The organism is Corynebacterium sp. EPI-003-04-2554_SCH2473622 (assembly GCF_001665955.1).
GTDB lineage: Bacteria > Actinomycetota > Actinomycetes > Mycobacteriales > Mycobacteriaceae > Corynebacterium > Corynebacterium pseudodiphtheriticum.
The window spans coordinates 83,455-108,037 of record NZ_LZMN01000080.1 but is presented as its reverse complement, the minus strand read 5'-3'; the positions used below and the strand labels follow the sequence as shown (position 1 = coordinate 108,037).

Genomic DNA, 24,583 nt, shown 5'->3' with positions numbered 1-24,583 from the left:
TTTTTCTGCGTAATGTAGTATCCAGCTCATGTGTGGAATCGTTGGATATGTGGGACACCCTGGCGCTGACCGTGAGTTTTATGCTCTTGACGTGGTGATGGAAGGCCTATCACGCCTGGAATACCGCGGCTATGATTCCGCTGGTGTTGCAGTTTATGCAGACGGTCAGATCGCCTGGCGTAAAAAAGCTGGCAAAGTTGCTTCCCTGGAAGCAGAATTGAAGAAGCGACCGCTGCCGGATTCCGTTCTCGGCATCGGTCATACGCGCTGGGCTACCCATGGCGGCCCCAGTGACGTCAATGCGCACCCACACGTGGTGGGGAACGGCAAAGTCGCCGTCGTGCACAATGGCATCGTCGAAAACTTTGCGGAAATCAAACGCGAGCTAAAAGACAAAGGCTATAACTTCGTCTCAGATACGGACACCGAGGTCGCTGGCACCTTGCTTGCCGACGTTTTCGCTACCGAGGCCAACGGAGATCTGGCAGAAGCGATGCGTCGTACCGCTAGCCGGTTTGCGGGTGCATTCACCTTGTTGGCCATGCACGTCGATCAACCTGACCGGATTGTGGCTGCCCGTCGTGACTCGCCGTTGCTGATTGGTCGCGGCGAAGGCCAGAACTTCCTGGGCTCGGATGTTTCTGGATTTATCGACTATTCCAAAGATGCCGTGATCATCGACAATGATCAGGTGGTTACTGTTACTGCCGATGATATCGAGATCACCGACTATGACGGTAACGTCGTCGAGCCGCGCGAATTCAAAGTGGAGTGGGATGCAGAATCCGCAGAAAAGGGTGGCTATGCCTCGTTCATGGACAAAGAAATCCATGACCAGCCCGCTGCAGTTCGCGATACCTTGATGGGCCGTTTCGACGAAAATGGCCAGCTCTCGTTGGATGAGGTGCGCATCGACGAGTCGATTTTGAAATCAGTCGACAAGATCATCGTGATTGCCTGCGGTACCGCAGCTTATGCCGGGCACGTTGCTCGCTACGCGATTGAACACTGGTGCCGCATCCCGACCGAGGTTGAATTGGCGCACGAGTTCCGTTATCGCGACCCGATCGTCAATGAAAAGACCCTCGTCGTTGCCCTGTCACAGTCTGGTGAAACCATGGACACGCTCATGGCTGTGCGCCACGCCCGCCAGCAAGGGGCCAAGGTTATCGCGATTTCGAATACCCGTGGTTCCTCAATCCCGCGTGAATCTGACGCAGCGCTTTACACGCACGCCGGCCCGGAAATTGCGGTTGCTTCCACCAAAGCCTTCCTGGCGAAGATTGCCGCAACCTATTTGTTCGGTCTCTACCTCGCGCAGTTGCGCGGCAATATGTTCTCTGACGAGGTGCATGCCGTGCTCAACGAGCTGCGCCAGATGCCGGAAAAGATTCAGCAGGTCATTGATGCTGAGGGTGATGTGAAATCTATCGCGGAGAAGATGCACGATGCGCGCACCGTGTTGTTCTTGGGCCGTCATGTCGGTTTCCCGGTTGCGCTTGAGGGTGCGTTGAAGCTGAAAGAGATTGCCTATTTGCACTCCGAAGGTTTCGCTGCAGGTGAGCTCAAACACGGGCCTATTGCCTTGGTAGAAGAAGGCCAGCCGGTTTTCGTTATTGTGCCATCACCACGTGGACGTGATGTGCTGCATTCTAAGGTTGTCTCGAACATCCAGGAGATCCGAGCCCGCGGTGCAGTAACGATTGTGATTGCCGAGGAAGGCGATACTGCCGTGGAGGATTACGCTAACCACATCATTCGCATCCCGCAGTCGCCGACACTTATGCAGCCATTGCTGGCCACCGTGCCGCTGCAGATTTTTGCCTGCGCGGTGGCTGAAGCAAAAGGTTATGACGTCGACCAGCCACGTAACTTGGCGAAGTCCGTCACCGTGGAATAGATCTGCACAGTGGAATAAGCCTGCACCGTGGAATAGATCTGGTGTGCATAAACCTGAGTTAAGCAACCCGCCGTCGCCGGAAAGAGCAAAGCCGAACGTATGAACATGCTGCGCACTCGCATCGACTTGGATGCCATCGCCCACAATGTCCGTGTGCTTAAGCGGGCGGCAGGCGAAGCGCAGCTGATGTGCGTCGTCAAGGCTGACGCTTACGGTCACGGTATGGAGCGCGTGGTTCCGGTAATGGAAAAATCAGGGGCTGACCTTTTTGGTGTGGCCACGATCGCCGAAGCCCAACGCTTGCGTGAACTCGGTACAGAACTACCGGTCATGGCGTGGTTGTGGGATGCCGCGAGCCAGGATGCTGCACAGGTAGTTGCAGATGCTCTTGCCGACGACATCCAGTTGGCTGCGCCGTCATTAGATCACCTGGCCGTGCTCGTTAACGCTGGCATCCCTGCGACGATCACGCTGAAAGTTGAAACAGGGATGCATCGCAATGGCATTGATCCCACTGATTGGCAGCGTGCCTTCGAGATGGCGAAAAATGCCCCACACCTCGCCGTGTGCGGGTTGATGTCACATCTGGCGTGTGCGGATGAGCCGGATAATCCCGCTAATACCGCACAGCTTGAGCAATTCCGCGCCGCAATTAGGCAAGCGCGCGCCATGGGCTTGGAGGTTCCGGTCAACCATATAGCTAATTCGGCCGCGACCGTGCAGCTCCCTGATACTCATTTTCAACAAGTTCGCCCGGGCCTTGCCTGCTATGGGTTGCAACCCGCTGCTGGTTTTGCACATGACTTGCGCCCGGCGATGACTTGGGCCGGTACTGTCGTTAACGTCAAGCCCATTACCGCAGGTGAAGCCGCTTCCTATGGCTTGACTTGGCGGGCAGGAAAGACTGGGTATTTGGCGGTTATTCCTTGTGGCTACGCTGATGGTTTGCCACGCAGTATCCAGGGGCATCTTGCGGTGGGTATTTCTGGGAAGTGTTATCCGCAGGTTGGGCGAGTATGCATGGATCAGATTTTGCTGGATCTTGGTGAAAACCCCTTCGGCGTGCAACCGGGTGATGAAGCAGTGTTGTTTGGGGAAGGTGGCATGTCTGCCACGGAGTTAGCTGATGCTACGGGAACTATTAATTACGAGATCGTGACTCGCCCTGGCGGGCGCACTGTTCGCGAGTATGAAGGGGGAATCCAGCTATGAGTGCATTGTCGCTACTAGATTTTTCGCAGTCTGGCACCGTCGAGTTGCCCACCGCTGATGCCACTCGTGAGTTCGGCGCATATCTCGGCTCTACGCTGGTTGCTGGTGACGTCGTTATCTTGGCAGGTGCTCTCGGCGCCGGAAAAACTACGCTCACCCAGGGCATTGCCCAAGGGATGGATGTGCGTGGCAGGGTGACAAGTCCCACCTTTACTATTGCGCGAGTGCATCGAGCGCGTCGGTCAGAGGCCCCAGATTTAGTGCATGTCGACGCTTACCGTTTGCTCGGTGAATCTGCTCACCAGCCCGTGTCTTCAGCCACCGAATCACCTGTGGGGCAAGAGCTAGATGGTAGCACTGCTGCAGCTGATCCTTGGGGAGAGCTGGACGCACTAGATCTGGATACTGATTTAGAAACTTCCGTCGTGGTTGCGGAATGGGGAGCGGGGTTGGTGGAAGCTCTGACTCGTCGTTATTTATTGGTTGAGCTGGACCGTGAAACCGCAGCGGTGAGCGATCCGGATTCTGAAACGCGTATCATTACCTGGCGTTGGGTGGAAAACTAAGAAGTTGTCGCCACAATGTTGCTAAGGGAATGTTAGGCGGAAACCCCGTTTCTTGGAGCTGTCGGGCTACGCGCTATCCTTGAGACAGATTGCACGGCAAAGACCCCATGTCTGTTTTATTTTTAAGGAGCTTGTATGCCGAAAAACGGCGGAGCCATCATCGGTACCCTTGTTGCACTGTTCTGTCTGGCCTTGGCAACTATGGTTGGGGCAGCTGCATTGGCACAAGACGATTCCGCGCCGAAGGAATCGTTCGCTGGGACTCTACATAAGGTAGAACAGCAAGGTTTGTCGACCACCGGCATTTCGCCAGCCGATCTTTTCGGCGAGGAATGGGTTGCTGGAACCTTCGTATGCCCCGGTGTTACGGAGCAGGAATTGTTGGTTAGTGGTTTGAACCCGGCAGAGTTCAACCTGGTCAACGGTGAGATTGACAAGCACGATAACTACTTGCTGGTAGCGAAAGAAAACGGTGAGTACCACGTGGAGAAGATGTCCATTCACAACGTCAACCTCTGCACCATTCCGTTGCAGGGGCCATTCCAAACCCAGGCAATCATCCACTTGGAAAAAGATGATGAAGGAACCTGGAACTTCATCGGGTAATTATGTCGTTTAGTCCTTCCACATCGTCTTCTCGGGGTACCGCGGACCACCGTGTGCTAGCCCTGGATACTTCGACTCCCACGCTGGTGACAGGCTTGGTGCGCACGCTTGCCGACGGCAGCAGTGATGCCACTGAGAACACGGTGGAAAACACCCGCGCGCACAATGAGCTGCTGATGCCAACGATTTTCCAGTTATTGGAATCCAGCGGAAGTGAATTGCACGACCTTACGGCCATTGTGGTTGGCTGCGGGCCCGGGCCATTTAGTGGTTTGCGTGTGGGCATGGCGACGGCTTCTGGTCTCGGTCATGCTTTGCAGGTGCCGGTGTATGGTGTTTGTTCGCATGATGCGATTGCCTGGCGCGCCCAGGACGCTTCTGCTTCAGCAGAAGAGCATTTATTGGTCGCCACTGATGCGCGTCGTCGAGAGACTTACTGGGCGACCTATCGTGGTGCTCAACGTGTCACGGGACCGGAAGTCGGGCCCGCCGAAATCTTGCAGCCGGAAGTTTCCCGTGTGCTGGCTAACCCGACTATTGCTGCGCGGCTGCCGGATCGTTTGCGGGCGCTTGCTCAGCAAGAAGAGGTTCCGGCGGTTCCTAGTGCTCGTGGGCTGGTTGCGGTGGCGGATTTCGCAGTTGCCCCGCAGCCGTTGACTCCGTTGTATCTTCGGCGCCCAGATGCGAAAGAACCAGCCGCCAAACCGGTTTCTGCCGCGTTGCGTTGGGCTGAGCAGAACAATAAATGAGCAGAAACAACTGATGAGCAGAGCAACCAATGACGGATAGACAAGGTGGCGGGAACTCGGCCCGCAAGCGCCCGAGTGCACAATCCGCTGGCCCTGCGAGCCTGGCTTTGGAACAGCTGCGTCTCCGTGAATTAGGTCCGGCTGATGCGCACCGGTGCGCGCAGCTAGAACGTGAGTTGTTTGCTAATGAAGGCCCCTGGACGGAAGCTGATTTCCGCGCGGAGTTTGCCTCGGCGCATACCTTTTACTTGGGGGTGGAAGGCGTGGCGAGCCAAGAATCGGGCAAGCCTCCGGCGCGCGTTCTAGTGGGGTATGCAGGTTTGGCGCAATTGGGGCCGAGTGATGATCCAGAGTTTGAAATTCATACCATCGGAGTTGATCCACGAGCGCAGCGTCGCGGTGTGGCCCGGTTACTCATGGATAATTTTTGTTATGTTGCGGATCGCGTCTCGGCGCCGGTGTTTTTAGAGGTCCGTACTGACAACGAACCCGCGATTGGCCTGTATCGAGCCTATGGATTCGACACCCTGGGGCTTCGAAAAAACTATTATGCGGGTGGCGGTGATGCTTATACGATGCGTCGGCCAGCGAACCCAGCGGAATTGCAGCGAAAGGACGCTCCATGATTATTGCCGGAATTGAATCCTCATGCGATGAAACTGGCGTCGGCATCGTCCGCTTGCACACAGATGACGGAAGCGCTGCCAGCACCCAACCGCGCATTGAGGTTTTGGCCAATGTAGTCGCAAGTTCTATGGAACAACACGCGCGTTTTGGTGGTGTCGTCCCAGAAATTGCGTCTCGGGCGCACCTGGAAGCCCTGCCGCAGGTGATGCAACAAGCATTGGATGAAGCTGGCATCGACAAGCCCGATGCCGTGGCTGCCACCATTGGCCCGGGTTTGGCGGGTGCTTTGTTGGTTGGTGTCGCTGGTGCGAAGGCATACGCTGCGGGGTGGGGTGTTCCGTTTTATGGCGTGAACCATCTGGCCGGCCATGTTGCGGTAGCGAATTTGGAAGGCGAGCAGCTCCCGCATGCCGTCGCCCTGTTGGTTTCGGGTGGGCATACTTCTTTGTTGGAGGTTGATGCTGCGAAACAGCAGTATCGGGAACTGGGTGCCACGCTAGACGACGCTGCTGGTGAGGCTTACGATAAAGTCTCGCGGTTGCTTGGTCTGGGGTATCCGGGTGGACCATTGATTGATAAGTTGGCGCGAAAAGGCACGGTCACCGTTGATTTCCCACGGGGGTTGTCCCGGGCGGAGGATTTGCGCGGCGAGCATCGTTATGATTTCTCCTTTTCCGGTGTGAAGACTTCGGTGGCGCGGTTCGTGGAAAAAGCTGAGCGCAATGGTGAATCGATCAATGCTGAAGATTTGTGTGCTTCGTTCCAAGAAGCTGTCTGCGACGTGCTGACCAAAAAAGCTGTGCTGGCGTGTAAAGACACTGGTGCTAACACGCTATTACTTGGTGGTGGAGTGGTCGCGAACTCACGTCTGCGGGAGCTAGCGCAGCGGCGTTGTGATTCTGCAGGTATTAGTTTGCGAATTCCACGGTTTGAATACTGCACGGACAACGGTTTGATGATTGCTGCAGCGGCTGCACAGCAAATTGCGCATGGTATGCAGCCCGCAAACTGGGATATTGCCACTGATCCAGCGTTAGAATTAGGTGCATAGTAGCGCTTAGTGCCTGTGCAGTGGCATGCCGGCCGTTGCCACACTCCAGCCACACTCCAGCTGCGAAGCGAGTTCGGGCCAGCTGTCGGCAAGGCACCGGCACCCCGTCGGCAAGCGATTGGCAAGCGGGAAGCAAGTTGCTAGCACTACGCTCAAGATAGTTGTCACTTAGCACCCGGGTAGGTAGAGTGCTAATAGGTTGTTTGACCCACAGTTGTTCACCCGCGACGACGGCTGTGCTGGACATCCACAACCGGCACATAACAGCTTCGCGTGCTGGTCACATAGGTGATCGCGCGCATCGGACCTGATTTCACGAAAGGAATCATCGTGGCAAACATCAAACCGCTCGAAGACAAAGTTCTGGTGCAGATTAAAGAAGCAGAAACCACCACGGCATCCGGCCTGGTCATCCCAGACTCTGCTAAGGAAAAGCCGCAGGAAGCCACCGTCATCGCTGTTGGCCCAGGCCGCACCGACGACAAGGGTGAGCGCGTAAAACCAGACGTCAATGAAGGTGACACCGTCATCTTCTCCAAGTTCGGCGGCACTGAGCTGAAGTACGACGGCCAGGAATACCTGTTGCTTTCGGCTCGTGACCTGCTGGCAGTCATCGAAAAGTAAGGGGGAGTAAGCCACTATGGCAAAACTCATTGCTTTTGATCAACAGGCGCGGGAGCATCTGCAAGCGGGCGTCGACACGCTTGCGGACACCGTTAAGGTCACTCTCGGCCCTCGTGGTCGCAACGTCGTGCTGGATAAAGCATTTGGTGGCCCACTGGTCACCAATGACGGCGTGACTATCGCCCGGGATATTGATCTCTCGGAGCCTTTCGAGAACCTCGGCGCGCAGCTGGTGAAATCCGTTGCGGTGAAAACCAACGATGTTGCCGGTGACGGTACCACCACCGCTACGCTGTTGGCCCAGGCTCTGATTTTCGAGGGCCTGCGCAACGTTGCTTCCGGTGCCAACCCCGTGGAACTGAACCGCGGCATTGCTGCAGCTGCAGAAAAAACCGTGGAAGAGCTGAAGGCTCGTGCCACTCAGGTTAATTCCAGCGCAGAAATTGCCCAGGTCGCTACCGTTTCCTCTCGTGACAGTGAAGTCGGCGAGATGGTCGCTGGCGCGATGGACAAGGTCGGCAAAGACGGCGTGGTCACTGTGGAAGAATCGCAGTCCATGGATTCCTCTGTCGAGGTCACCGAAGGTGTAGCTTTCGATAAGGGATTCTTGTCGCCATATTTCGTGACGGACCAGGAAACTCAGCAGGCGGTCTTGGATGATCCATACGTGCTGCTGGTGCGCAACAAGATTTCTTCGTTGCCGGATTTCTTGCCGTTGCTGGAAAAGATCGCTGAGGCTGGCAAGCCGGTGCTGATCGTCGCCGAAGATGTCGAGGGCGAAGCCCTGCAGGCGCTGGTGGTCAACGCTATCCGCAAGACTCTCAAGGTCGCTGCCGTGAAGGCACCATATTTTGGTGATCGTCGGAAAGCGTTCATGGATGACTTGGCAGTGGTTACCGATGCCACCGTGGTTGACCCTGAAATTGGTGTCAATCTACATGAGGCAGGCCTGGAAGTACTGGGCTCTGCTCGTCGTGTCACCGTCGAGAAGGACGAGACCGTGCTTGTCGACGGCGCCGGTTCTGATACTGCCTTGGAGGAGCGCCGCGAGAAGATTCGCCGCGAGATCGAAGCCACCGACTCCACCTGGGATAAAGAAAAGGCGGAAGAACGCCTGGCTAAGCTTTCCGGTGGCGTCGCTGTAATCCGCATCGGTGCTGCTACTGAGACCGAGGTGAACGAGCGAAAGTTGCGCGTAGAAGACGCCATCAATGCCGCACGTGCGGCGGTGGAAGAAGGCGTGATCGCTGGTGGCGGTTCCGCGCTGGTACAGATCGCTGAGACGTTGAAGTCTTATGCCGAACAGTTCGAGGGCGAAGCCCGCGTGGGTGTGGAATCTGTCGCTCGCGCGCTGACCAAGCCGGCTTTCTGGATTGCCCACAATGCTGGTGAAGACGGCGCCGTGGTCGTTTCCCGCGTTGCGGAAATGGCTAATGGCGAAGGTTTTAATGCCGCCAACCTGGAATACGGCAACCTGATTGAAAGCGGCATCATTGATCCCGTAAAGGTTGCGCACTCTGCTGTGGTTAACGCTTCTTCGGTTGCCCGTATGGTGCTGACCACGGAGGCGTCGGTTGTTGACAAACCTGCAGAGTCGGAGAACTCTGAGGCTGGCCGCAGCCATCATCATCACTAAGCCGCTGCTTGCTAGCCGGTTGTGCACGATCTGTCGGCTGCGCTAGCAATCTTTCTAGCGGGAATTTTCCTGAACCGCCGGAAGCGCCAGGGTAATAACCTGGTTCTTTCGGCGGTTTTCCGGTTTTGCAGTTCTCTTATGACAGTGAAGGCAATGCCCAGACTATCGCTGGCAGAAGAAAATATTCTCTGTGGTGGGCCGGTAAAAATAGGGTCGAATAAATTATCGAAATTAGAGCAATTAATTTAACACGTGTTCGCACGCGGTTATATGATGGAACGAGAGTTTAGGTCGGCTTCGGCCGGAATGCCGCGCGTGCACTTGTGTCGGCAAATTGGCCTGCAGTCAACGAAAGATTTGGGACGTGAGCGATTCTGATGAAGAACTCGCGCGGCTGGTTCCACTGGCAGTAGATGGGGATCGCCGTGCCATGCAGCAAGTCATGCGGATTATTCATCCGCAGGTGCTGCGCTATTGCCGCGCCCGTATCGGTGGCGGAAAAACTCCTACAGCCGAAGACGTGGCTCAAGAAGTCTGCCTGGCGGTAGCTAGTTCGGTGCAGAAGTTTGTGGACCGTGGCCGACCATTCATGGCGTTTGTTTACGGGATTGCTTTTAATAAAGTTGCCGATGCCCATCGCTTCATGGGCAAAGACCGGCTGCACCCTTCAGAGGAAATACCAGAAGAGCTGGATCTGATGCCCACCCCGGAGGATGCGGCTTTGGAATCTGATGGTTGTAACACAGTCCGCGGGATGCTCGATACTTTAAATGACAAAGCTCGTAATATTATCATCCTGCGCGTATTCGTGGGGCTGACGGCCGAGGAAACAGCACAAGCCTTGGGCAGCACTCCTGGCGCGGTACGGGTGGCGCAACATCGCGCGCTTGCGCAACTTCGCAAGCGTATGGAAAACGAGGATTCAAGGGAGTAAACGTGAACCAACGCGACTGGGAGAAAGACGATTTCTTCCTGGACCAGCTGGCGCAGGGCCAAGACCCTTCGCAGGGGAAGGACCCCCTAGCGGCAGCATTGTTGGGTTTGCGTACAGAAATCGAATCCGAGATGCCAGCTGCGCCAAAGCTTCCTGCTGATTGGGCAGTGGAACCCCACGCTGCGCAACCTCACGCCGCGCAGTCTCACGCTGCGCAACCCCAAGCTGATACTCCTGATGAGTTGGCTGACGCCCGCCGTCGCCGAGCTGCGCGCGGAACCCACCGGGCCCCAAGGAGAGGTTTCGGTTTTGGCACTGGTGCCGTTGCTAGCCGACGTTTTGGGTGGACTAGTGCCTTGGTGGGCGCCGCGGCCGCCACAGCATTGTTTGCGGTTGGAAGTTTGAGCGTTTATCACGCGACCCCGAATTCTCCGCTGTGGGGAATGCACCAGGCGCTGTTTGATGATGAAAAAGCAGCTCGTATTGAGCTTGCTAGTACCTTGCAACAGCTGGAAGACAGTGCTAACCGGGGTGATGAGGAAGCCACCCGGAAACTGATCGCTGAGGCCCGCACTTTGCTGGAAAACCTGCGTGAGCGCAAAGAAGCCAAGCAGAGCAAAGGCGCGGGAGAGAATAAAGACCGCGGTGAGCAAGCGGACACTGACGGTAAAGCGGCGAAAACCAAAACCACCGTTACCCGCGTGCGGCCGCAGCCGGAAGGTGAATCAGAACCGCAAACGGTCACAGAAACCAAGGAAGTTACCGTCACGAAGACTGTGGCTCCGGCACAGCAAAACCCACAGACAGTGCCGGGTGGTGGCGGTCCGGAGCCACAACCACGCCCGTCGGGTGAGCCGTCTGTTGGTGAACAACCGCCTGCACAGCCACAGCAACCGTTGTCTCCAACGCAACCGGACGTCGAGTCGCGGGAAGACGGACAACGCGGCCAGGGTGGTCAGGGTGCAGGCGTATCCCCTGGAAATGACCACGCCGCCCCGGCTGGCCCGGAACACCAGGCGAGCACACGGGGCGGCGCGTCTTAAAATGAGTACTTGTTAATTCAAGTGCTTGCGGTTCAACCCATCAAAGAAACCAACTGCGTATTCCCAAGGGGTGTAGCGGTCGGTATTCGGTTGCGCGGAGGGCTCATGTACCGGCGCTAATTCACCAGAGAGGGTGGAGCGCATATTAGCGGCCATGATGTCCCAGTCGTAGTAGTGCTGTTCTTCGCAGTCCTCGCAGATGAAAAATATGCCATCGATGCCGAATTCCGGCAGGGTCTGTGCCATTTTGCGTACCATGCGTAGATCATGTTCTAACATGAGGCGTTCTTCGTCAGAAAGCTCTGGCATGGGCTCGTCAGCGTCGAGGAACGACGCCGGATCGTTCGGATCATCTGCGAAGGGATCGCGGGGCATATTCGAATCAAAGTCCACATAGCACACACTATTGTCAAAACCATTCATATTCAATTCCCCTTTCCGTTCCCTCCCGGCTACCCCTTTTTCTTGGCCAGCCATTACGATATAAGGACATAGCTAGACAGCTAGCAGCGGATGACAGCGGTCTGACAAACGTGAAGCTGGAAAAGGAGAATCTTGGGAATGACTGATCAACGCGTACACACTGGTGGAGATGACCCAAACAAGGTTGCATTGTATGGCCTGACCTTTGACGACGTGTTGCTGCTCCCCGCAGAATCGAACGTTATTCCCTCTGAGGTTAATGTTTCTACGCGGTTTAGCCGCAATGTGAACTTGGGCCTGCCAATAGCGTCCGCGGCGATGGACACGGTTACCGAAGCCCGCATGGCCATTGCGATGGCGCGGCAGGGCGGTATTGGCGTGCTGCATCGCAACCTCTCCATTGATGAGCAAGCACAGCAGGTTGAGATTGTGAAACGCTCCGAATCCGGCATGGTTACTGATCCGGTGACTGCCCGCCCGGATATGACAATCACTGAGGTGGACGACCTCTGCGGACGTTTCCGCATCTCCGGCCTGCCTGTGGTCGACGCCGACGGTCGCTTGGTCGGGATTTGCACGAACCGTGATATGCGCTTTGAAGCAGACCCGAACCGCCTGGTGCAGGATGTTATGACGCCGACTCCACTGGTGGTGGCGAAAGAGGGCGTCAGCAAACAAGAAGCATTGAGCTTGCTTAGCGAAAACAAGGTAGAAAAGCTGCCTATCGTTAATGAGGACAACAAGCTCGTTGGCCTGATCACGGTGAAAGACTTTGTGAAGACTGAGCAATTCCCGCACGCCTCCAAGGACAAGGAAGGTCGTCTGTTGGTCGCTGCCGGTATCGGCACGGGTGCAGAGTCTTTCCAGCGCGCCGAGGCTTTGGTGGAAGCTGGCGTCGACGTGCTTGTGGTTGACTCCGCGCACGCACACAACAACCGCGTGTTGCAGATGGTTTCGGACGTGAAAAAGGCCTTCCCGCAGGTCGACGTCGTTGGCGGTAACTTGGCAACGCGTGAGGCCGCGCAGGCCATGATCGATGCGGGAGCTGATGGCATCAAGGTGGGCATTGGCCCAGGTTCGATTTGCACCACTCGCGTGGTTGCTGGTGTGGGCGCTCCACAGATCACCGCCATTTTGGAAGCAGCCTCTGTTGCTGGCCCAGCTGGCATTCCCGTGATTGCCGACGGTGGCATGCAGTACTCCGGTGATATCGCCAAGGCCCTGGCTGCTGGCGCGGACTGCGTCATGCTGGGTTCCATGCTGGCCGGAACCAAGGAATCGCCTGGCGATATCGTTGTTGTGGGCGGTAAGCAGTACAAGCGCTACCGTGGCATGGGTTCGATGGGGGCGATGCAGGGGCGCGGCCTGACTGGCGAGAAGCGTTCCTACTCCAAGGACCGTTACTTCCAGTCCGACGTGCGCAGTGAGGACAAGCTGGTGCCAGAAGGAGTGGAAGGCAAAGTTCCGTACCGCGGTGAGATCGACGCGATCACCCACCAGATCATCGGTGGTCTCCGTGCTTCGATGGGCTACACCGGTTCTGCTTCCATTGCGGATCTGAAGACCAAGCGCTTCGTGCAAATTACCGCGGCAGGCTTGGCGGAATCGCACCCGCACCACTTGCAGCAAACCATGGAAGCTCCGAACTACCGCTAGAGCTACCTCGAGAAGCTCACGCATAACGTTGTCGTTATAGGAAGGTTTATTCAGTGCGCGAATATGCAGAGATAGGGATCGGCCGTGAGGCGCGCCGTACCTACGGGCTTGAGGACATTTCCATCATCCCGACCCGTCGTACCCGCTCCTCGAAGGACGTCGATACTACCTGGAGCATCGACGCTTATCACTTCGATATCCCGGTCTGCTCGCATGCTTCTGATGCGTTGGCTAGCCCGGAGTTCATCATTGAGATGGGCAAGCAAGGTGGTCTGGGCATCATCAATGCGGAAGGGCTGTGGGGGCGTGTCGACGACCTCGCTGGCGCCGTCGAGGCCGTAACCAAGGCGGAAAACCCTACTGAGCACCTGCAAAAGCTGCATGCGCTGCCACTCGATGTGGAGCTGCTGGCGCGCCGTATCGCTGAGGTCCGGGAATCTGGTGTGACCGTTGCAGTGCGTGTTTCGCCACAGCGTGCGCGGGAATTGGCGCCGACGGTCATTAGCGCGGGTACGGAAATCCTGGTAATCCAGGGAACATTGATTTCTGCTGAGCATGTCTCTGCCAACGGCGAACCCCTGAACTTGAAGGAGTTCATTGGTTCGTTGGAAGTCCCCGTTATTGCTGGTGGCGCGGTGGATTACACGACTGCGCTGCATTTGATGCGCACGGGCGCGGCGGGCGTGATCGTCGGCGGCGGCGTGAATACCAACGATATTTCGTTGGGTATCAATGTCCCGAAAGCCACCGCGATCGCCGATATTGCTGCGGCGCGCCGGGATTATTTGGATGAGACCGGTGGCCGTTACGTGCATATTCTTGCCGACGGCATGCTGGCGAATGCTGGCGATATTGTTAAGGCAATCGCGTGCGGCGCCGATGCCGTCGTCCTCGGCCCGTTGTTGGCACAGGCCGAGGAAGCGCCTGCGGGTGGTTGGTTCTGGCCGTCGGTGGCTGGCCACCCAAGCTTCCCGCGCGGATATGTGGAAATCTATAGCGATATTGAACTAGGCGAGGGCTTAACTGGGGAAGATCAAGCTTTCGATCCCACGACGGTTGTTTCCAAAAATTCCCCGCTGGAAGTTGTGTTGCACGGCCCGTCGTCCGATCCATTTGGGCGGCAGAATTTGGTCGGTGGTTTGCGTCGTGCGATGGCAAAGTGCGGGTACACCGATTTGAAGGCTTTCCAAAAAGTCGACTTGGCTGTGCATTAGCGGCTCGTGGCTGTGCACTAGTCGCTGGCTGCTACTGGCGACGTCGTGGCACAACTTTTCTGCCAACGTCCTGTAGCTTTTTCAGCTTCGACCGGGGCGCGCCATCCGCGCCAGAGCCCCCGGTTCCGACGGTTTGTACTACGGATGCTGCGATAACCACGCCGATGGCTACTAGTTTCAGCGTGCTGATGTTTTGCGCGAGCAGTAGCCACCCGAAGAATGCGGCGAAGACGGGTTCGAGGGAAATCAGAATGGAAAAGACATTGGGGGCCAGCCCGCGCAGCGCGATCAGTTCCAAGGAATAGGGCACCAGCGACCCCAAGATTCCGGTTCCAATGGCAAACCACAAGGTGTTGGTGGAGCTAATCAGGTTCCATGCGCCGTCAGCGCCCATTGGTAGCATCGCGACGCCGCCAACGACGAATGCCACGGCCAGCCCGCCCTGGCCGGGCACCAGCGCACCGGCGTTTTTATTCGCCAGGATATAAATGGCCCAGAACAAGGCTGCCCCCAGCAAGAATGCCACGCCCAGTGGGTTGAGCGGGTTGCCGTTGAAAGCATCCAGGCCCAGTAGTGCCATGCCGGTCATGGCGAGGACGACGCAGATGCCGTCGCGCAGAGACCGCGATAAAAATGCTGCCAGGAGCAGTGGGCCTAAGAACTCGATGGTCACGGCGGGTCCGAGGGGTACTAGGTCAATTCCGGCGTAGAAAAATCCGTTCATCAGCCCCAGCGATAGTCCAAGTCCGAGTACCCCGGCCCATTGTTGCCGGTTCCATTCGTGTACCCGCGGGCGCGTGATGGCCAGTAGTACCACCGCCGCGACGAGTAGCCGCACCGCCGAGGTGCCCCAGGTGCCGCCGTCGTCGAAAAGCTTCACTGCCAGTGCAGATCCCAGTTGCAGGGAGATGCACGAGCCGATGATGCACAGCACAGAGATCGGGTTTGCTGATGAAGCCATGGCAGTGATTATTCCGTTTGTATGATTCTTGCGTCCAACCGGGGTTTTGCTAGTTTTCTTGCCACTCGTGGGGCTGGAAAAGCATTGTCAGCCGAGCACTAAATAACAGTGTGCGTCATCTAGGTTGTCGCAGTGAGTTAAACTATGGGGCGTGACTGATGCAGCAACTCCACGTCCTGTCCTTGTTGTCGACTTCGGTGCGCAATACGCGCAGCTGATCGCGCGTCGTGTGCGCGAGGCGCAGATGTATTCCGAGGTCATCGCCCACGATGCGCCGATTGCGCAGTTCCGGGAGAAAAACCCGGTTGCCCTGGTGCTCACTGGTGGCCCGAGCTCCGTGTATGCCGATGGTGCACCGTCGTTGCAGCCAGAATTGCTGGAGCTGGGGGTGCCGGTTTTCGGTATTTGCTACGGCTTCCAAGCGATGACGCACGCGTTGGGCGGCACTGTCGCCCAGACCGGTAAGCGCGAGTATGGCCGTACGGATTTGACGCTTGCCGACGGCTGCGGTGTGCTGCACGAGGGCCTGGCAGAGACCCACAAGGTGTGGATGTCGCATGGCGATTCTGTCTCAAAGGCTCCGGAAGGCTTCGACGTTACTGCTACTTCTGAGGGTGCGCCGGTGGCGGCGTTCGAGTGCTTGGAAAAGAAGATGGCCGGTGTGCAGTACCACCCTGAGGTGTTGCACAGCCCGCATGGTCAGCAAGTGCTGGAGCGTTTTTTGACGCAGGTTGCGGGCTTGCAGCCGACGTGGACCCCGGGTGCTATTGCGGAGTCTTTGGTGGCTGATGTTCGCGCCCAGATCGGCGAAGGCCGCGCTATTTGCGGTCTGTCCGGTGGCGTGGATTCCGCGGTGGCTGCGGCACTGGTGCAGCGCGCGATTGGTGACCGTCTGACTTGTGTGTTCGTTGATCATGGTTTGTTGCGTTCCGGTGAGCGTGAGCAGGTGGAGCAGGACTTCGTTGCCGCTACCGGTGCGCGCCTGGTGACCGTCGACGAACGCGAGGCTTTCTTGCGCAAGCTGGCCGGTGTGACTGAGCCGGAGGCCAAACGCAAGGCGATTGGTGCGGAATTCATCCGTTCCTTCGAGCGCGCGGTGGCAGGCGTGCTGGATGATGCTCCAGAGGGCGCTTCCGTGGACTACTTAGTGCAGGGCACGTTGTATCCGGATGTTGTGGAATCCGGCGGGGGATCGGGTACTGCGAATATTAAATCGCACCACAACGTCGGTGGTTTGCCAGATGACGTGGAATTCGAGCTGGTGGAGCCGCTGCGTTTGCTGTTTAAGGACGAGGTTCGCGCGGTGGGCCGCGAGTTGGGCTTGCCGGATGAGATTGTTTCGCGCCAGCCGTTCCCGGGCCCTGGTTTGGGCATCCGCATCATTGGCGAGGTCACCGCGGATCGTTTGGAAACCTTGCGTGCTGCCGATCTGATTGCCCGTGAGGAGTTGACTGCCGCCGGTATGGATGCCGAGATCTGGCAGTGTCCGGTGGTCTTGCTTGCCGACGTGCGCTCTGTCGGTGTGCAGGGCGATGGCCGTACCTACGGTCACCCGATTGTGCTGCGCCCGGTGTCGTCGGAGGATGCGATGACTGCCGACTGGACTCGCGTGCCGTATGAGGTGTTGGAGACGATCTCGACGCGCATTACCAACGAGGTTGCGGAGGTTAACCGAGTGGTCGTCGACGTGACCTCGAAGCCACCGGGAACCATCGAGTGGGAATAAGGAGTAGTTGAAAATGCTGGGCCTGAAGCTAGTTTAGATCTCAGCTTTCTTCAGGCATTTGGCGTTAGCGCTTTCGAGTCTCAGCTCCGGAGATGAAAACGATCAGTGCTAGTGTCGCTATTGCCATCGTCGCTAATGTCGAAGCTATTTCGGTAATAGTCAATATGATAGCAATTAACGCTAGCACTATGGATGCAATGTTATGAATCCGCATTTTTTTTAAAAGCAATTCTCACGAATTCCCGAAATTTCGGCATGAGCCTGGCTTTGAATAGTACCAAAAGATACTGCCGCCACTAGATTTCTCATTTTTCCTCCCAGTCAGTGGGCTTGACAACGCTGTGCTTATGCAGAAACCCCTCTTGGGTAAGATTATTTTATTAAACTTTGCCTAATCTTTTCAATAATTAAACTTTAGGTAAGGATAGGGTGTATGGAAAATAATCTGATTTTCTGGGTCTACACATTGGAAATGTGAGATTCTTGATAGCCCCAGGGTTACTTAATGTCTTATTTTGACTGATCGCTAAGATGCAGCACTCGTTGTCATGTAGATCCATCAGGCTAAGATAGCTTGTCCATTTATCTAGGTGTGATACCCCCAAGTGTTCGAACATGATTGCGCGTTTAGAAAACCTGTGCCATACTGTCGCTATGGCTCAAACAGGTATTCGTGCGCAAGGTGGGCGGTTGCAGGATGGTTCTGTGGCTGTTCCTGCCGACGTGCGTGCGGAGCGTGTGGCGTCATTACGGAATAGAATTGCTGGTTTAGAGTCCGCAGCAAACTTAACTCCTGTTCAACAAAAACCGCGTCTGCTCAGTAATGATTCCGTTTCTGATGGAAATGAATCTTCTGCAGATCTATATCGTGTGGTGGAATTGTCTGGTCAGCTCGCTGGTGTTATTTCCACCGGTGGGTTGCCGAAAAACTCTGTATCTCATTGTAGTGATTGCCCTGCACTCGTCTCTGAACTTATCGCACAAATTAGCGCACAGGGAAAAACAATCGCTATTGTGAACTGGTCAGAACTTTCCCTGGCACAGGTCGCGGAAAGCGGGGATCTCTCCAAAATCATCACGGTTCCCAACCCGGGTAGGGAGTGGATCACGGTGCTCGGCGTGCTGGCAGAAGGTGTAGATGTGCTGATTTACCGCAGCCCGCGCACCCAGACTTTGAGTCCTACGCAAGCACGCCCGTTGCTGGCGAAAGTCCGCAAGGGTGGGGCGGCTGTGCTCACTGTTGGTGTACAAGTACCCTCACCGGCACTGACAATTAATGCTCAGGTCACTGGTTTTTCTGGCATCGGTTGCGGTACTGGGCGCATCCGAAATACAGAAATTGCGGTCAGCTCCTACAGCAAAACCCACAGGAATGGGCCTGTCATGCTCACGTGTGGTGCGCGCTCCAGCGCCGTACCTAGCAGCGCCGAACCACTACAGGCGGTGCAGTAAATGACTGCCGCGGTTCCGTCTCGCATTCAGCCTGCAGTAGAGAGACAACAGCATGCCCGCAGGGGAGACAACCGCATCGCCGTGCTGTGGTTTCCGGACTGGCCCGTCCAGGCAGCGCTTTTGGAAGAAACTCGCCACGGTATCAGCCCAGAAAGCCCGGCTATTGCACTGGCTAGTAATCACCGCATCACAGCGTGCTGCGATAAAGCCCGCGGTCATGGGGTGCGCCGGGGCATGAAATTGCGGGCAGCTCAAGCGCTCTGTCCATCTATGGTGGTGCGTGATACTGACCCGCAACGCGACGGGCGCTTGTTTAGCACCATTGTCGAGGAACTGGAGAATGTCTCTGCATCCCTTGAGGTGCTACGCCCGGGGATGGTTGCACTGAATCTGACTGCCGCCACGCGTTTCTACGGCAGTGAGCAAGCTGCCTTGGAACATTTCATTGATGCTGCTGCACACGAGGGAATCGATGCCACCGCTGGGGCTGCCGACGAGTTACCCACTGCCATTATTGCTGCCCGGCACCGTGTGCTTGGAGCCGTCGTTCAACCCGGTGATTCTGTTGCATTCTTATACCAGCAACCGTTGTCCGTCCTGCTCGCAGAACCTGCATTGGGCTGTCAAAAAGACACTGTAGAAACCCTTGCTGGACTCGGCATTTCTACCCTGGGTGAGCTCACCGAACTGCCAACCACTGCCATTAGTACTCGTTTTGGCAGCGCAGGGTTGCACTGCCATCGCATCGCTAGCGCACAACAACAACGCAAAGTTGCTCCTGGTGCAGTGGAACTGGATTTGTCAGCTTCTATCACACCGGAAGCACCCATCACACGCGTCGACGAAGCAGCCTTCATCGCGCGCATGCTCGCCGACCAGGTGCACCAACAGCTGGCCACGCAGGGGCTGAATTGCGTGCGCATCAAGATTGCTGCAGAAACCGACGACGGTACGACGATCTCGAAGATTTGGCGCACCACCACTGCGCTGACAGAGCATGCCACTGCCGAACGCGTACGTTGGCAGCTTGATGGGTGGCTCTCCAGTGGCGGCGCCGGAGCAATCGTGGAATTGTCTTTGACTCCACTAGAAACTCAAATACCAACAAACACCGGATCTATCATCGAAGCCGATACCGCTGTGGCAGAAGAAACCACCGTGACCGTGGTTTCTCGTTTGCAGTCAATGCTCGGTTTTGATGCCGTACAACAACCGCATGCTGTTGGCGGCAGGGGAGTTGCCGAGCGGGTGCGCTTTTTGCCCTATGGGCAGGCTGCAGAAAATATTCGGGAACCTGGCCGGCACAGTGCAGAATGGATCGGTGCCATCCCCTCCCCATTACCAACGCGACTGGGCGGCGGGCTGGACCACCCCGTCAGCCGAGTGCGCTTGGTGGATAAACACGGAAACCCGGTTTTTGTCACCGCAGAGGCACTATTGAGTGCCGATCCCGCCGGCATGTCCTGGGGAAAAAAGAAATTCCAGGTGCTTGGTTGGTCGGTGCCATGGCCCGTGGATACCGGATGGTGGGAAAGCGAGATTTTTGATGAAAGCCAGCGGCTAGCGCGGATGCAGCTCGTCGGCAAGAACACCGGTGATCAGCATCCAAAAGCGTGGCTCTTAGTGTGGCAACACCGTGCTTGGCGTATCGAAGCCATGTACTAATGCAAAATATCAATGACCAGCCGCGTCGGTCCCCGTAAAACCTGTACCGAAAATGGCTGTTTCATATCCAACCCCAGGAAATACTGGGCACGGCCGTCATGCATACCACCAGGGATGAACTCCTTGACGACGCCGAGCTGCTTGCCCAGATCAGACTCTAATTTGGCTACCTCCGCATAATCTGGGCTGGGAAGATCCTTTGCAACCTCATCCGAGCGCACCACGCCGTCGATATTGATGTTCAAGGCCACCAAATGCTCCATATCCACAGTGCGGCCGGAGCCTTGGTAGAAGGGCTGTTCGGTATAAGAGACGTACCAGCCCGGCATGCCGTTGCCCGCCATTTCAAAAACCACACGATCGAAATCATCATGCCCAGCAATGCGGATATCCGTGACAGCCAATTGGGCCGGTGCCTCCAAACGCTCCGTTTTTGGCGCGCCATTAGTATCGCCAAGAGCCGTCAAACCAGCCGGTGCCGAATGCTCAGGCTGTGGCGAGGCTGGAGTTCGTGGGGTAAGCGCACCGTCGGAACTTGAGCTTCCTTTCTGCGCTTTACCAGAAGCATCCGTGTGTGCGGGATGTGAATTCACAGAATCGTTATCAGGCCGGTGCCCCCCGAACCCCATCCCGGCAACATTCGTCCCGGAATCCGTGCACGCGCCCAACAGCATACAGCTTGCTACCGCAGTAGCTAAGCCTGGCACGTATCGCTTCCGGGAAACCATATTCATTACCGTAGTCGCCCACAATACTGGGGGCCAAGACAATCAGCGTACAAGAGCAAAGCGATAGAAAGACTCAACCAAATCGTTGCCTAATTGTGTTCTAGGCTGGGGGTATGACTGAACCTGAATCCCGGAACCACAATCCACGATGTTCTGATGTGCAAATAGAACCATTGCCCGGTACCGCTAAACGCGACCGGATGTATGTGGTTTTTGAATGGCCCGCCGGTTGGAGTCATGACGTACTTGATGGTGATACCTTCGGCGCGGAGCTCTCCAAGAAAATCAAAGAGCACTTGGGTTCTGGGGTCGGTTTTCAGCTCATCCGCAAACCTGGTCGCGCCGGGCACCAGATGCCCCGACAGCACCGGGTGTATTTGGTGTATCCGGAGCAGGCATATACGGAGATACTTTATATCGGTGGGCCGGAAGATATTCTGCAACTGGATCTGACAGGGCCGGGGAACAATAAACAATTTGCTGCCCGCCCCAGCCGCGATCCACTGCTCCTGGTATGCACACACGCTAAACGCGACGTTTGCTGCGCGGTGAAAGGGCGTCCGCTGGCTGCATACTTGGAAAAGAAATCGCCTACCGGTGATGTGGTCTGGGAAACCTCGCACACTAAAGGTCACAGGTTTGCGCCGGCGATGCTGTTGCTGCCGTGGGGCTATAGCTTTGGACGGCTGAATGAGCAGGCTGGTGGTGAACTTTTACAGGCGGCACTGGAAGGCAAGTATTTTCATCCCGCCAACCGTGGGCGGGGAATCTACGATGAGCCGAGCCAGGCCGCGGAAGTAGCGGTGGCCGGTGAATTGTTAGCCGCCGGTGAGCATGTGCACTACCAGGACTTGGTTTATGCTCGGCAGGTTGCAGAACGTGCCACCGGTGCCCCCGGCGAATCTAGCGGGACCAGTGGCCCCGGTGCAGACTTGTGCGTGGTGGAAGTTGTACACCGCGACGGCCGTACCTGGCGGGTTGCGTTGGAACAGCAGCTTTTCGACGGTGTCGTGGCTTCCTGCGGGAAAAACCCTGCGACGAAGCCGGGCTGGGCGGTCACTGATTTAGCGGCGTCCTGATATTTTCGCGCCGGCTATTTCACTTCTTTCCCGAATGTGGTTGCGATTTTCCGTGCGGTTTCTTTGGCAAAGGGGCCGACTCCGGTGATCGTTGCTGACCCGGGGCCAGTCCAGTCACCGTAACCGACTAAGTGTAGATCGGTGTATTTTGGTGTCGTGCCATTGAGCAGATGGCGAATCGGTTTTAGTGCCGGGCGGAAACCTGTGCACCAAATAAGGTGATCGGTGCTTACCTCATCGAGTGAGTCGAACATGGGGGTTGCCTGCAACCGCCCGGAGTCACGAGCCTCGCGCACTTTCGGCAGTGCGACGATGTCGCCCAGGTTGCTATCAGCCCCAGGGTCTTTGTCACCGCGTTGCATGGCTAGGGCTCGCTTTCTGTTGCGGCGAAATAACACGCGGCCATCGACATCATCAGGCATCCACCGTGGTTCATTCCGGGTGTACCAGGTGACATCGGCATAGTCGGTGAGTTCGGCGGCTATTTGTGCCGCAGAGTTTCCGGCACCTACTACAGCGACAGAAGAATCGCGGAAGGGCTCCGGCCCGGGATAATTCGCGGAATGCCACTGGGTGCCGTCAAACGTGCCTGGGTAATGCGGAACAAAAGGGCTAGACCAGGTTCCAGTGGCAGCGACGATGTGTGTTGCGGTCCAGGACTGCTCGCCAGCAAAAACGTGGTAGCCGTCGTCTTTCCGTTCTACCTGGTCAACGTGTACAGGGCGCTCGACGGGGACCCGGTAGCGCTGCTCATAATCGTCCAAATAAGCAACGACGTGGTCAGCCGGAGGGAAGCCGTCGTATTCTGGCATGGGTTTGCCCGGAAGATTGGAAAAACTCGCGGTGGAAAACAAGGTCATCGACGGCCATACGTGACGCCATGCCCCACCAGGGGCGTCTTGATCATCCAGAACGAGGGTGTCGACCCCAGCGCGCAGTAGATAGTATGCGGTAGCTAGGCCGGCTTGGCCCCCTCCAATAATGATGGCTTCGTGGTGGTCAATGTTGGGGTTGCGTTCGTGAGCGCGTGTGCCGGCCGTATTCATAGATTTTGTCCCTTGCGATGTCTTGCCTTCCATCGTGTCGCCGTTGCTGTTTGCTTAGTTCTATCCGATCTGCAGGACGGTACGTAGTTCTGCGAAAAGCTGTGGACGCACGCGGTGGGTGACCGTACGGCCGATTCGTACCTTGGTCAATAAGCCGACCTCGGTTAAGCGTGCTAAATGATGGGATACGGTAGGTTGGCTCAACCCTGATAATTCTGTTAACTCTGCGACGCTAACTGGTTCGCATCCCTCCGCAGCTAGCCGCGAGAGTAATCGTAGGCGGGTGGGATCGGACAGCGCTGTGAACAGAATGGAATAGCGTTCAGCTTCACTTTTGGTCAAAAGGCCAGATCCCAGGGAACAACAGGAGGTGAGATCAGTCAGCGGGAGAGTCTCTGGGGAGGTCATAACAACTATTTTATATTGACGGCTATCGATATAAAATATTGATAGCTATCGATATAAGTTTAGGATTCTGGCTTGATGCTCAGAATTGTTTTTAAGGAGTTTTATGACCGTTGCCCAACGTCCGCGTATGTCCTGGTTGAATCGATTTTTACCGGTATGGATCCTCGTCGCGATGGGTGTTGGACTACTCCTGGGGCGCACGATGCCGGGAATCGGAGAAACGCTGGCGCGGCTAGAAGTAGGTGGCATTTCTTTGCCTATTACACTCGGTTTGCTGGTGATGATGTACCCGCCTCTAGCGAAAGTTCGTTACGATAAAACCCGCAAGATCGTTGCAGATAAGCGGTTGATGACAGTATCAATCGTGCTTAATTGGCTGGTGGGGCCAGCCTTCATGTTTGCATTGGCGTGGTTTTTCTTACCTGATCAGCCGGAACTTCGTACTGGATTAATCATCGTTGGCTTGGCCAGGTGCATTGCAATGGTGCTGGTGTGGTCAGATCTATCCTGTGGTGACCGGGAAGCTACAGCTGTTTTGGTGGCTATTAACTCTGTATTTCAGGTACTTATGTTCGGGCTGCTTGGCTGGTTTTATCTGCAAGTATTACCCCAATGGTTGGGGCTGGGTGCCAGCGAAGTGGAGTTTTCCTTCTGGACCATCGTGAGTTCTGTGTTGGTGTTCCTCGGAGTGCCTCTGGTTGCTGGTGCTTTGTCCCGGGGTGTGGGAGAAAATATCAAAGGGCGGCAATGGTATGAAACGAAATTTTTGCCAGCTATTTCACCATTGGCGCTGCTTGGGCTGTTGTACACCATCGTTTTATTGTTTTCCCTGCAAGGTGAACACATTGCAGCGCAACCGACGGCAGTAGTTCGTGTAGCCGTCCCATTGCTGCTTTATTTTGTTGGGATGTTTGCTGTGTCGTTGGTTGTTTCAAAACTGGTGGGGATGAATTATGCGCAGTCTTCGTCGGTGTCGTTTACAGCTGCCGGAAATAATTTCGAATTGGCTATTGCCGTATCCATCGGTACTTTCGGAGCGCATTCCGCACAAGCGTTAGCTGGAACAATAGGTCCGATGGTCGAGATTCCTGTGCTTGTCGGGTTGGTTTACGTCATGTTGTGGGTTGGGCCAAGGCTTTTCCCTGGTGACGCAACCTTGCCGGGTATGACCACGCCGACTACCGGACAGTAACCTGACTGCAGCTGTGTTTAATGACGTGCTGTTCGTATGGAAAAAGCCCGGCGATTAAGCCGGGCTGGGTGGTAGTAAAGGGTGC

Annotated in this window: 23 protein-coding genes; 18 read left to right on the top strand and 5 right to left on the bottom strand. The window is 56.2% G+C overall.

Annotated elements, in window-relative coordinates; all coding sequences use genetic code 11:
- Positions 1–28 precede the first annotated feature (28 nt).
- The 11 genes from glmS (at position 29) to A5774_RS09770 (ending at position 10,948) form a co-directional block, all read left to right on the top strand.
- On the top strand, positions 29–1,900 hold the full coding sequence (gene glmS / locus A5774_RS09820) for a glutamine--fructose-6-phosphate transaminase (isomerizing) (protein ID WP_031267907.1): 1,872 nt from the start codon (positions 29–31) through the stop codon (positions 1,898–1,900).
- Between the two features lie 99 nt (positions 1,901–1,999).
- On the top strand, positions 2,000–3,112 hold the full coding sequence (gene alr / locus A5774_RS09815; RefSeq protein WP_064834643.1) for an alanine racemase: 1,113 nt from the start codon (positions 2,000–2,002) through the stop codon (positions 3,110–3,112).
- Positions 3,109–3,678, top strand: a complete 570-nt coding sequence (locus tag A5774_RS09810; protein WP_064834642.1) for a tRNA (adenosine(37)-N6)-threonylcarbamoyltransferase complex ATPase subunit type 1 TsaE — start codon at positions 3,109–3,111, stop codon at positions 3,676–3,678. Before alr ends, A5774_RS09810 begins: the two co-directional genes overlap by 4 nt.
- Positions 3,679–3,813: 135 nt before the next feature.
- Positions 3,814–4,284, top strand: a complete 471-nt coding sequence (locus tag A5774_RS09805) for a hypothetical protein (protein WP_064834640.1) — start codon at positions 3,814–3,816, stop codon at positions 4,282–4,284.
- A 2-nt stretch (positions 4,285–4,286) separates the two neighbouring features.
- Complete coding sequence (tsaB, locus tag A5774_RS09800; RefSeq protein WP_064834638.1) at positions 4,287–5,033, top strand: tRNA (adenosine(37)-N6)-threonylcarbamoyltransferase complex dimerization subunit type 1 TsaB; 747 nt, start codon at positions 4,287–4,289, stop codon at positions 5,031–5,033.
- A 116-nt stretch (positions 5,034–5,149) separates the two neighbouring features.
- A complete protein-coding gene (gene rimI / locus A5774_RS09795; protein WP_064834663.1) occupies positions 5,150–5,659 on the top strand; it encodes a ribosomal protein S18-alanine N-acetyltransferase in 510 nt (169 codons plus the stop codon).
- Entirely contained in the window at positions 5,656–6,711 is a 1,056-nt protein-coding gene (tsaD, locus tag A5774_RS09790; protein WP_021351939.1) for a tRNA (adenosine(37)-N6)-threonylcarbamoyltransferase complex transferase subunit TsaD, read from the top strand. The genes rimI and tsaD overlap by 4 nt, the downstream gene beginning before the upstream one ends.
- 324 nt (positions 6,712–7,035) lie before the next feature.
- Positions 7,036–7,335, top strand: a complete 300-nt coding sequence (groES, locus tag A5774_RS09785) for a co-chaperone GroES (RefSeq protein ID WP_126844147.1) — start codon at positions 7,036–7,038, stop codon at positions 7,333–7,335.
- Positions 7,336–7,351: 16 nt separating this feature from the next.
- Positions 7,352–8,971, top strand: a complete 1,620-nt coding sequence (gene groL / locus A5774_RS09780) for a chaperonin GroEL (protein WP_064834636.1) — start codon at positions 7,352–7,354, stop codon at positions 8,969–8,971.
- A 364-nt stretch (positions 8,972–9,335) separates the two neighbouring features.
- Positions 9,336–9,905: a sigma-70 family RNA polymerase sigma factor gene (locus A5774_RS09775; protein WP_021351937.1), complete on the top strand. Its 570-nt coding sequence runs from the start codon at positions 9,336–9,338 to the stop codon at positions 9,903–9,905.
- A 2-nt stretch (positions 9,906–9,907) separates the two neighbouring features.
- Entirely contained in the window at positions 9,908–10,948 is a 1,041-nt protein-coding gene (locus A5774_RS09770) for a hypothetical protein (RefSeq protein ID WP_023018997.1), read from the top strand.
- A gap of 12 nt (positions 10,949–10,960) precedes the next feature.
- Here A5774_RS09770 and A5774_RS09765 read toward each other — a convergent pair whose 3' ends face one another.
- Complete coding sequence (locus A5774_RS09765; protein WP_027017540.1) at positions 10,961–11,341, bottom strand: DUF5319 domain-containing protein; 381 nt, start codon at positions 11,339–11,341, stop codon at positions 10,961–10,963.
- Between the two features lie 168 nt (positions 11,342–11,509).
- Here A5774_RS09765 and guaB point away from each other — a divergent pair, with 168 nt between their 5' ends.
- Positions 11,510–13,027, top strand: a complete 1,518-nt coding sequence (guaB, locus tag A5774_RS09760) for an IMP dehydrogenase (protein WP_023018999.1) — start codon at positions 11,510–11,512, stop codon at positions 13,025–13,027.
- Positions 13,028–13,080: 53 nt separating this feature from the next.
- Positions 13,081–14,241: a GuaB3 family IMP dehydrogenase-related protein gene (locus tag A5774_RS09755; RefSeq protein WP_023019000.1), complete on the top strand. Its 1,161-nt coding sequence runs from the start codon at positions 13,081–13,083 to the stop codon at positions 14,239–14,241.
- 31 nt (positions 14,242–14,272) lie between these two features.
- Here the strand turns inward: A5774_RS09755 and A5774_RS09750 are convergent, their stop codons facing one another.
- Positions 14,273–15,202: a DMT family transporter gene (locus A5774_RS09750; protein ID WP_064834633.1), complete on the bottom strand. Its 930-nt coding sequence runs from the start codon at positions 15,200–15,202 to the stop codon at positions 14,273–14,275.
- Positions 15,203–15,353: 151 nt separating this feature from the next.
- Between A5774_RS09750 and guaA the strand changes: the two genes are divergently transcribed.
- From guaA to A5774_RS09735, 3 genes are all read left to right on the top strand, one after another.
- Positions 15,354–16,928 (top strand): glutamine-hydrolyzing GMP synthase, encoded by a 1,575-nt coding sequence (gene guaA, locus A5774_RS09745; protein ID WP_064834631.1) that lies wholly within the window; start codon positions 15,354–15,356, stop codon positions 16,926–16,928.
- A gap of 654 nt (positions 16,929–17,582) precedes the next feature.
- A complete protein-coding gene (locus A5774_RS09740; protein ID WP_051619203.1) occupies positions 17,583–18,380 on the top strand; it encodes a hypothetical protein in 798 nt (265 codons plus the stop codon).
- A complete protein-coding gene (locus tag A5774_RS09735; RefSeq protein WP_081820534.1) occupies positions 18,381–20,045 on the top strand; it encodes a DNA polymerase Y family protein in 1,665 nt (554 codons plus the stop codon). It abuts the gene before it with no gap.
- Here the strand turns inward: A5774_RS09735 and A5774_RS09730 are convergent.
- Positions 20,042–20,638: a hypothetical protein gene (locus A5774_RS09730; RefSeq protein WP_155896216.1), complete on the bottom strand. Its 597-nt coding sequence runs from the start codon at positions 20,636–20,638 to the stop codon at positions 20,042–20,044. The two genes, A5774_RS09735 and A5774_RS09730, sit on opposite strands and share 4 nt — an antisense overlap.
- A gap of 248 nt (positions 20,639–20,886) precedes the next feature.
- On the opposite strand from A5774_RS09730, the gene A5774_RS09725 reads away from it, so the two are divergent.
- Entirely contained in the window at positions 20,887–21,852 is a 966-nt protein-coding gene (locus A5774_RS09725; RefSeq protein WP_064834629.1) for a sucrase ferredoxin, read from the top strand.
- A gap of 14 nt (positions 21,853–21,866) precedes the next feature.
- Here the strand turns inward: A5774_RS09725 and A5774_RS09720 are convergent, their stop codons facing one another.
- Together A5774_RS09720 and A5774_RS11050 are read right to left on the bottom strand one after the other, a co-directional pair.
- The gene (locus A5774_RS09720) at positions 21,867–22,898 is read right to left on the bottom strand and encodes an ArsO family NAD(P)H-dependent flavin-containing monooxygenase (protein WP_064834626.1); all 1,032 of its coding nucleotides are present in this window, start codon (positions 22,896–22,898) and stop codon (positions 21,867–21,869) included.
- Positions 22,899–22,958: 60 nt separating this feature from the next.
- Positions 22,959–23,306, bottom strand: a complete 348-nt coding sequence (locus tag A5774_RS11050) for a helix-turn-helix transcriptional regulator (protein WP_081703730.1) — start codon at positions 23,304–23,306, stop codon at positions 22,959–22,961.
- A gap of 103 nt (positions 23,307–23,409) precedes the next feature.
- Here A5774_RS11050 and arsB point away from each other — a divergent pair, with 103 nt between their 5' ends.
- Positions 23,410–24,498: an ACR3 family arsenite efflux transporter gene (arsB, locus tag A5774_RS09715; RefSeq protein WP_021351925.1), complete on the top strand. Its 1,089-nt coding sequence runs from the start codon at positions 23,410–23,412 to the stop codon at positions 24,496–24,498.
- Positions 24,499–24,583: the final 85 nt, after the last annotated feature.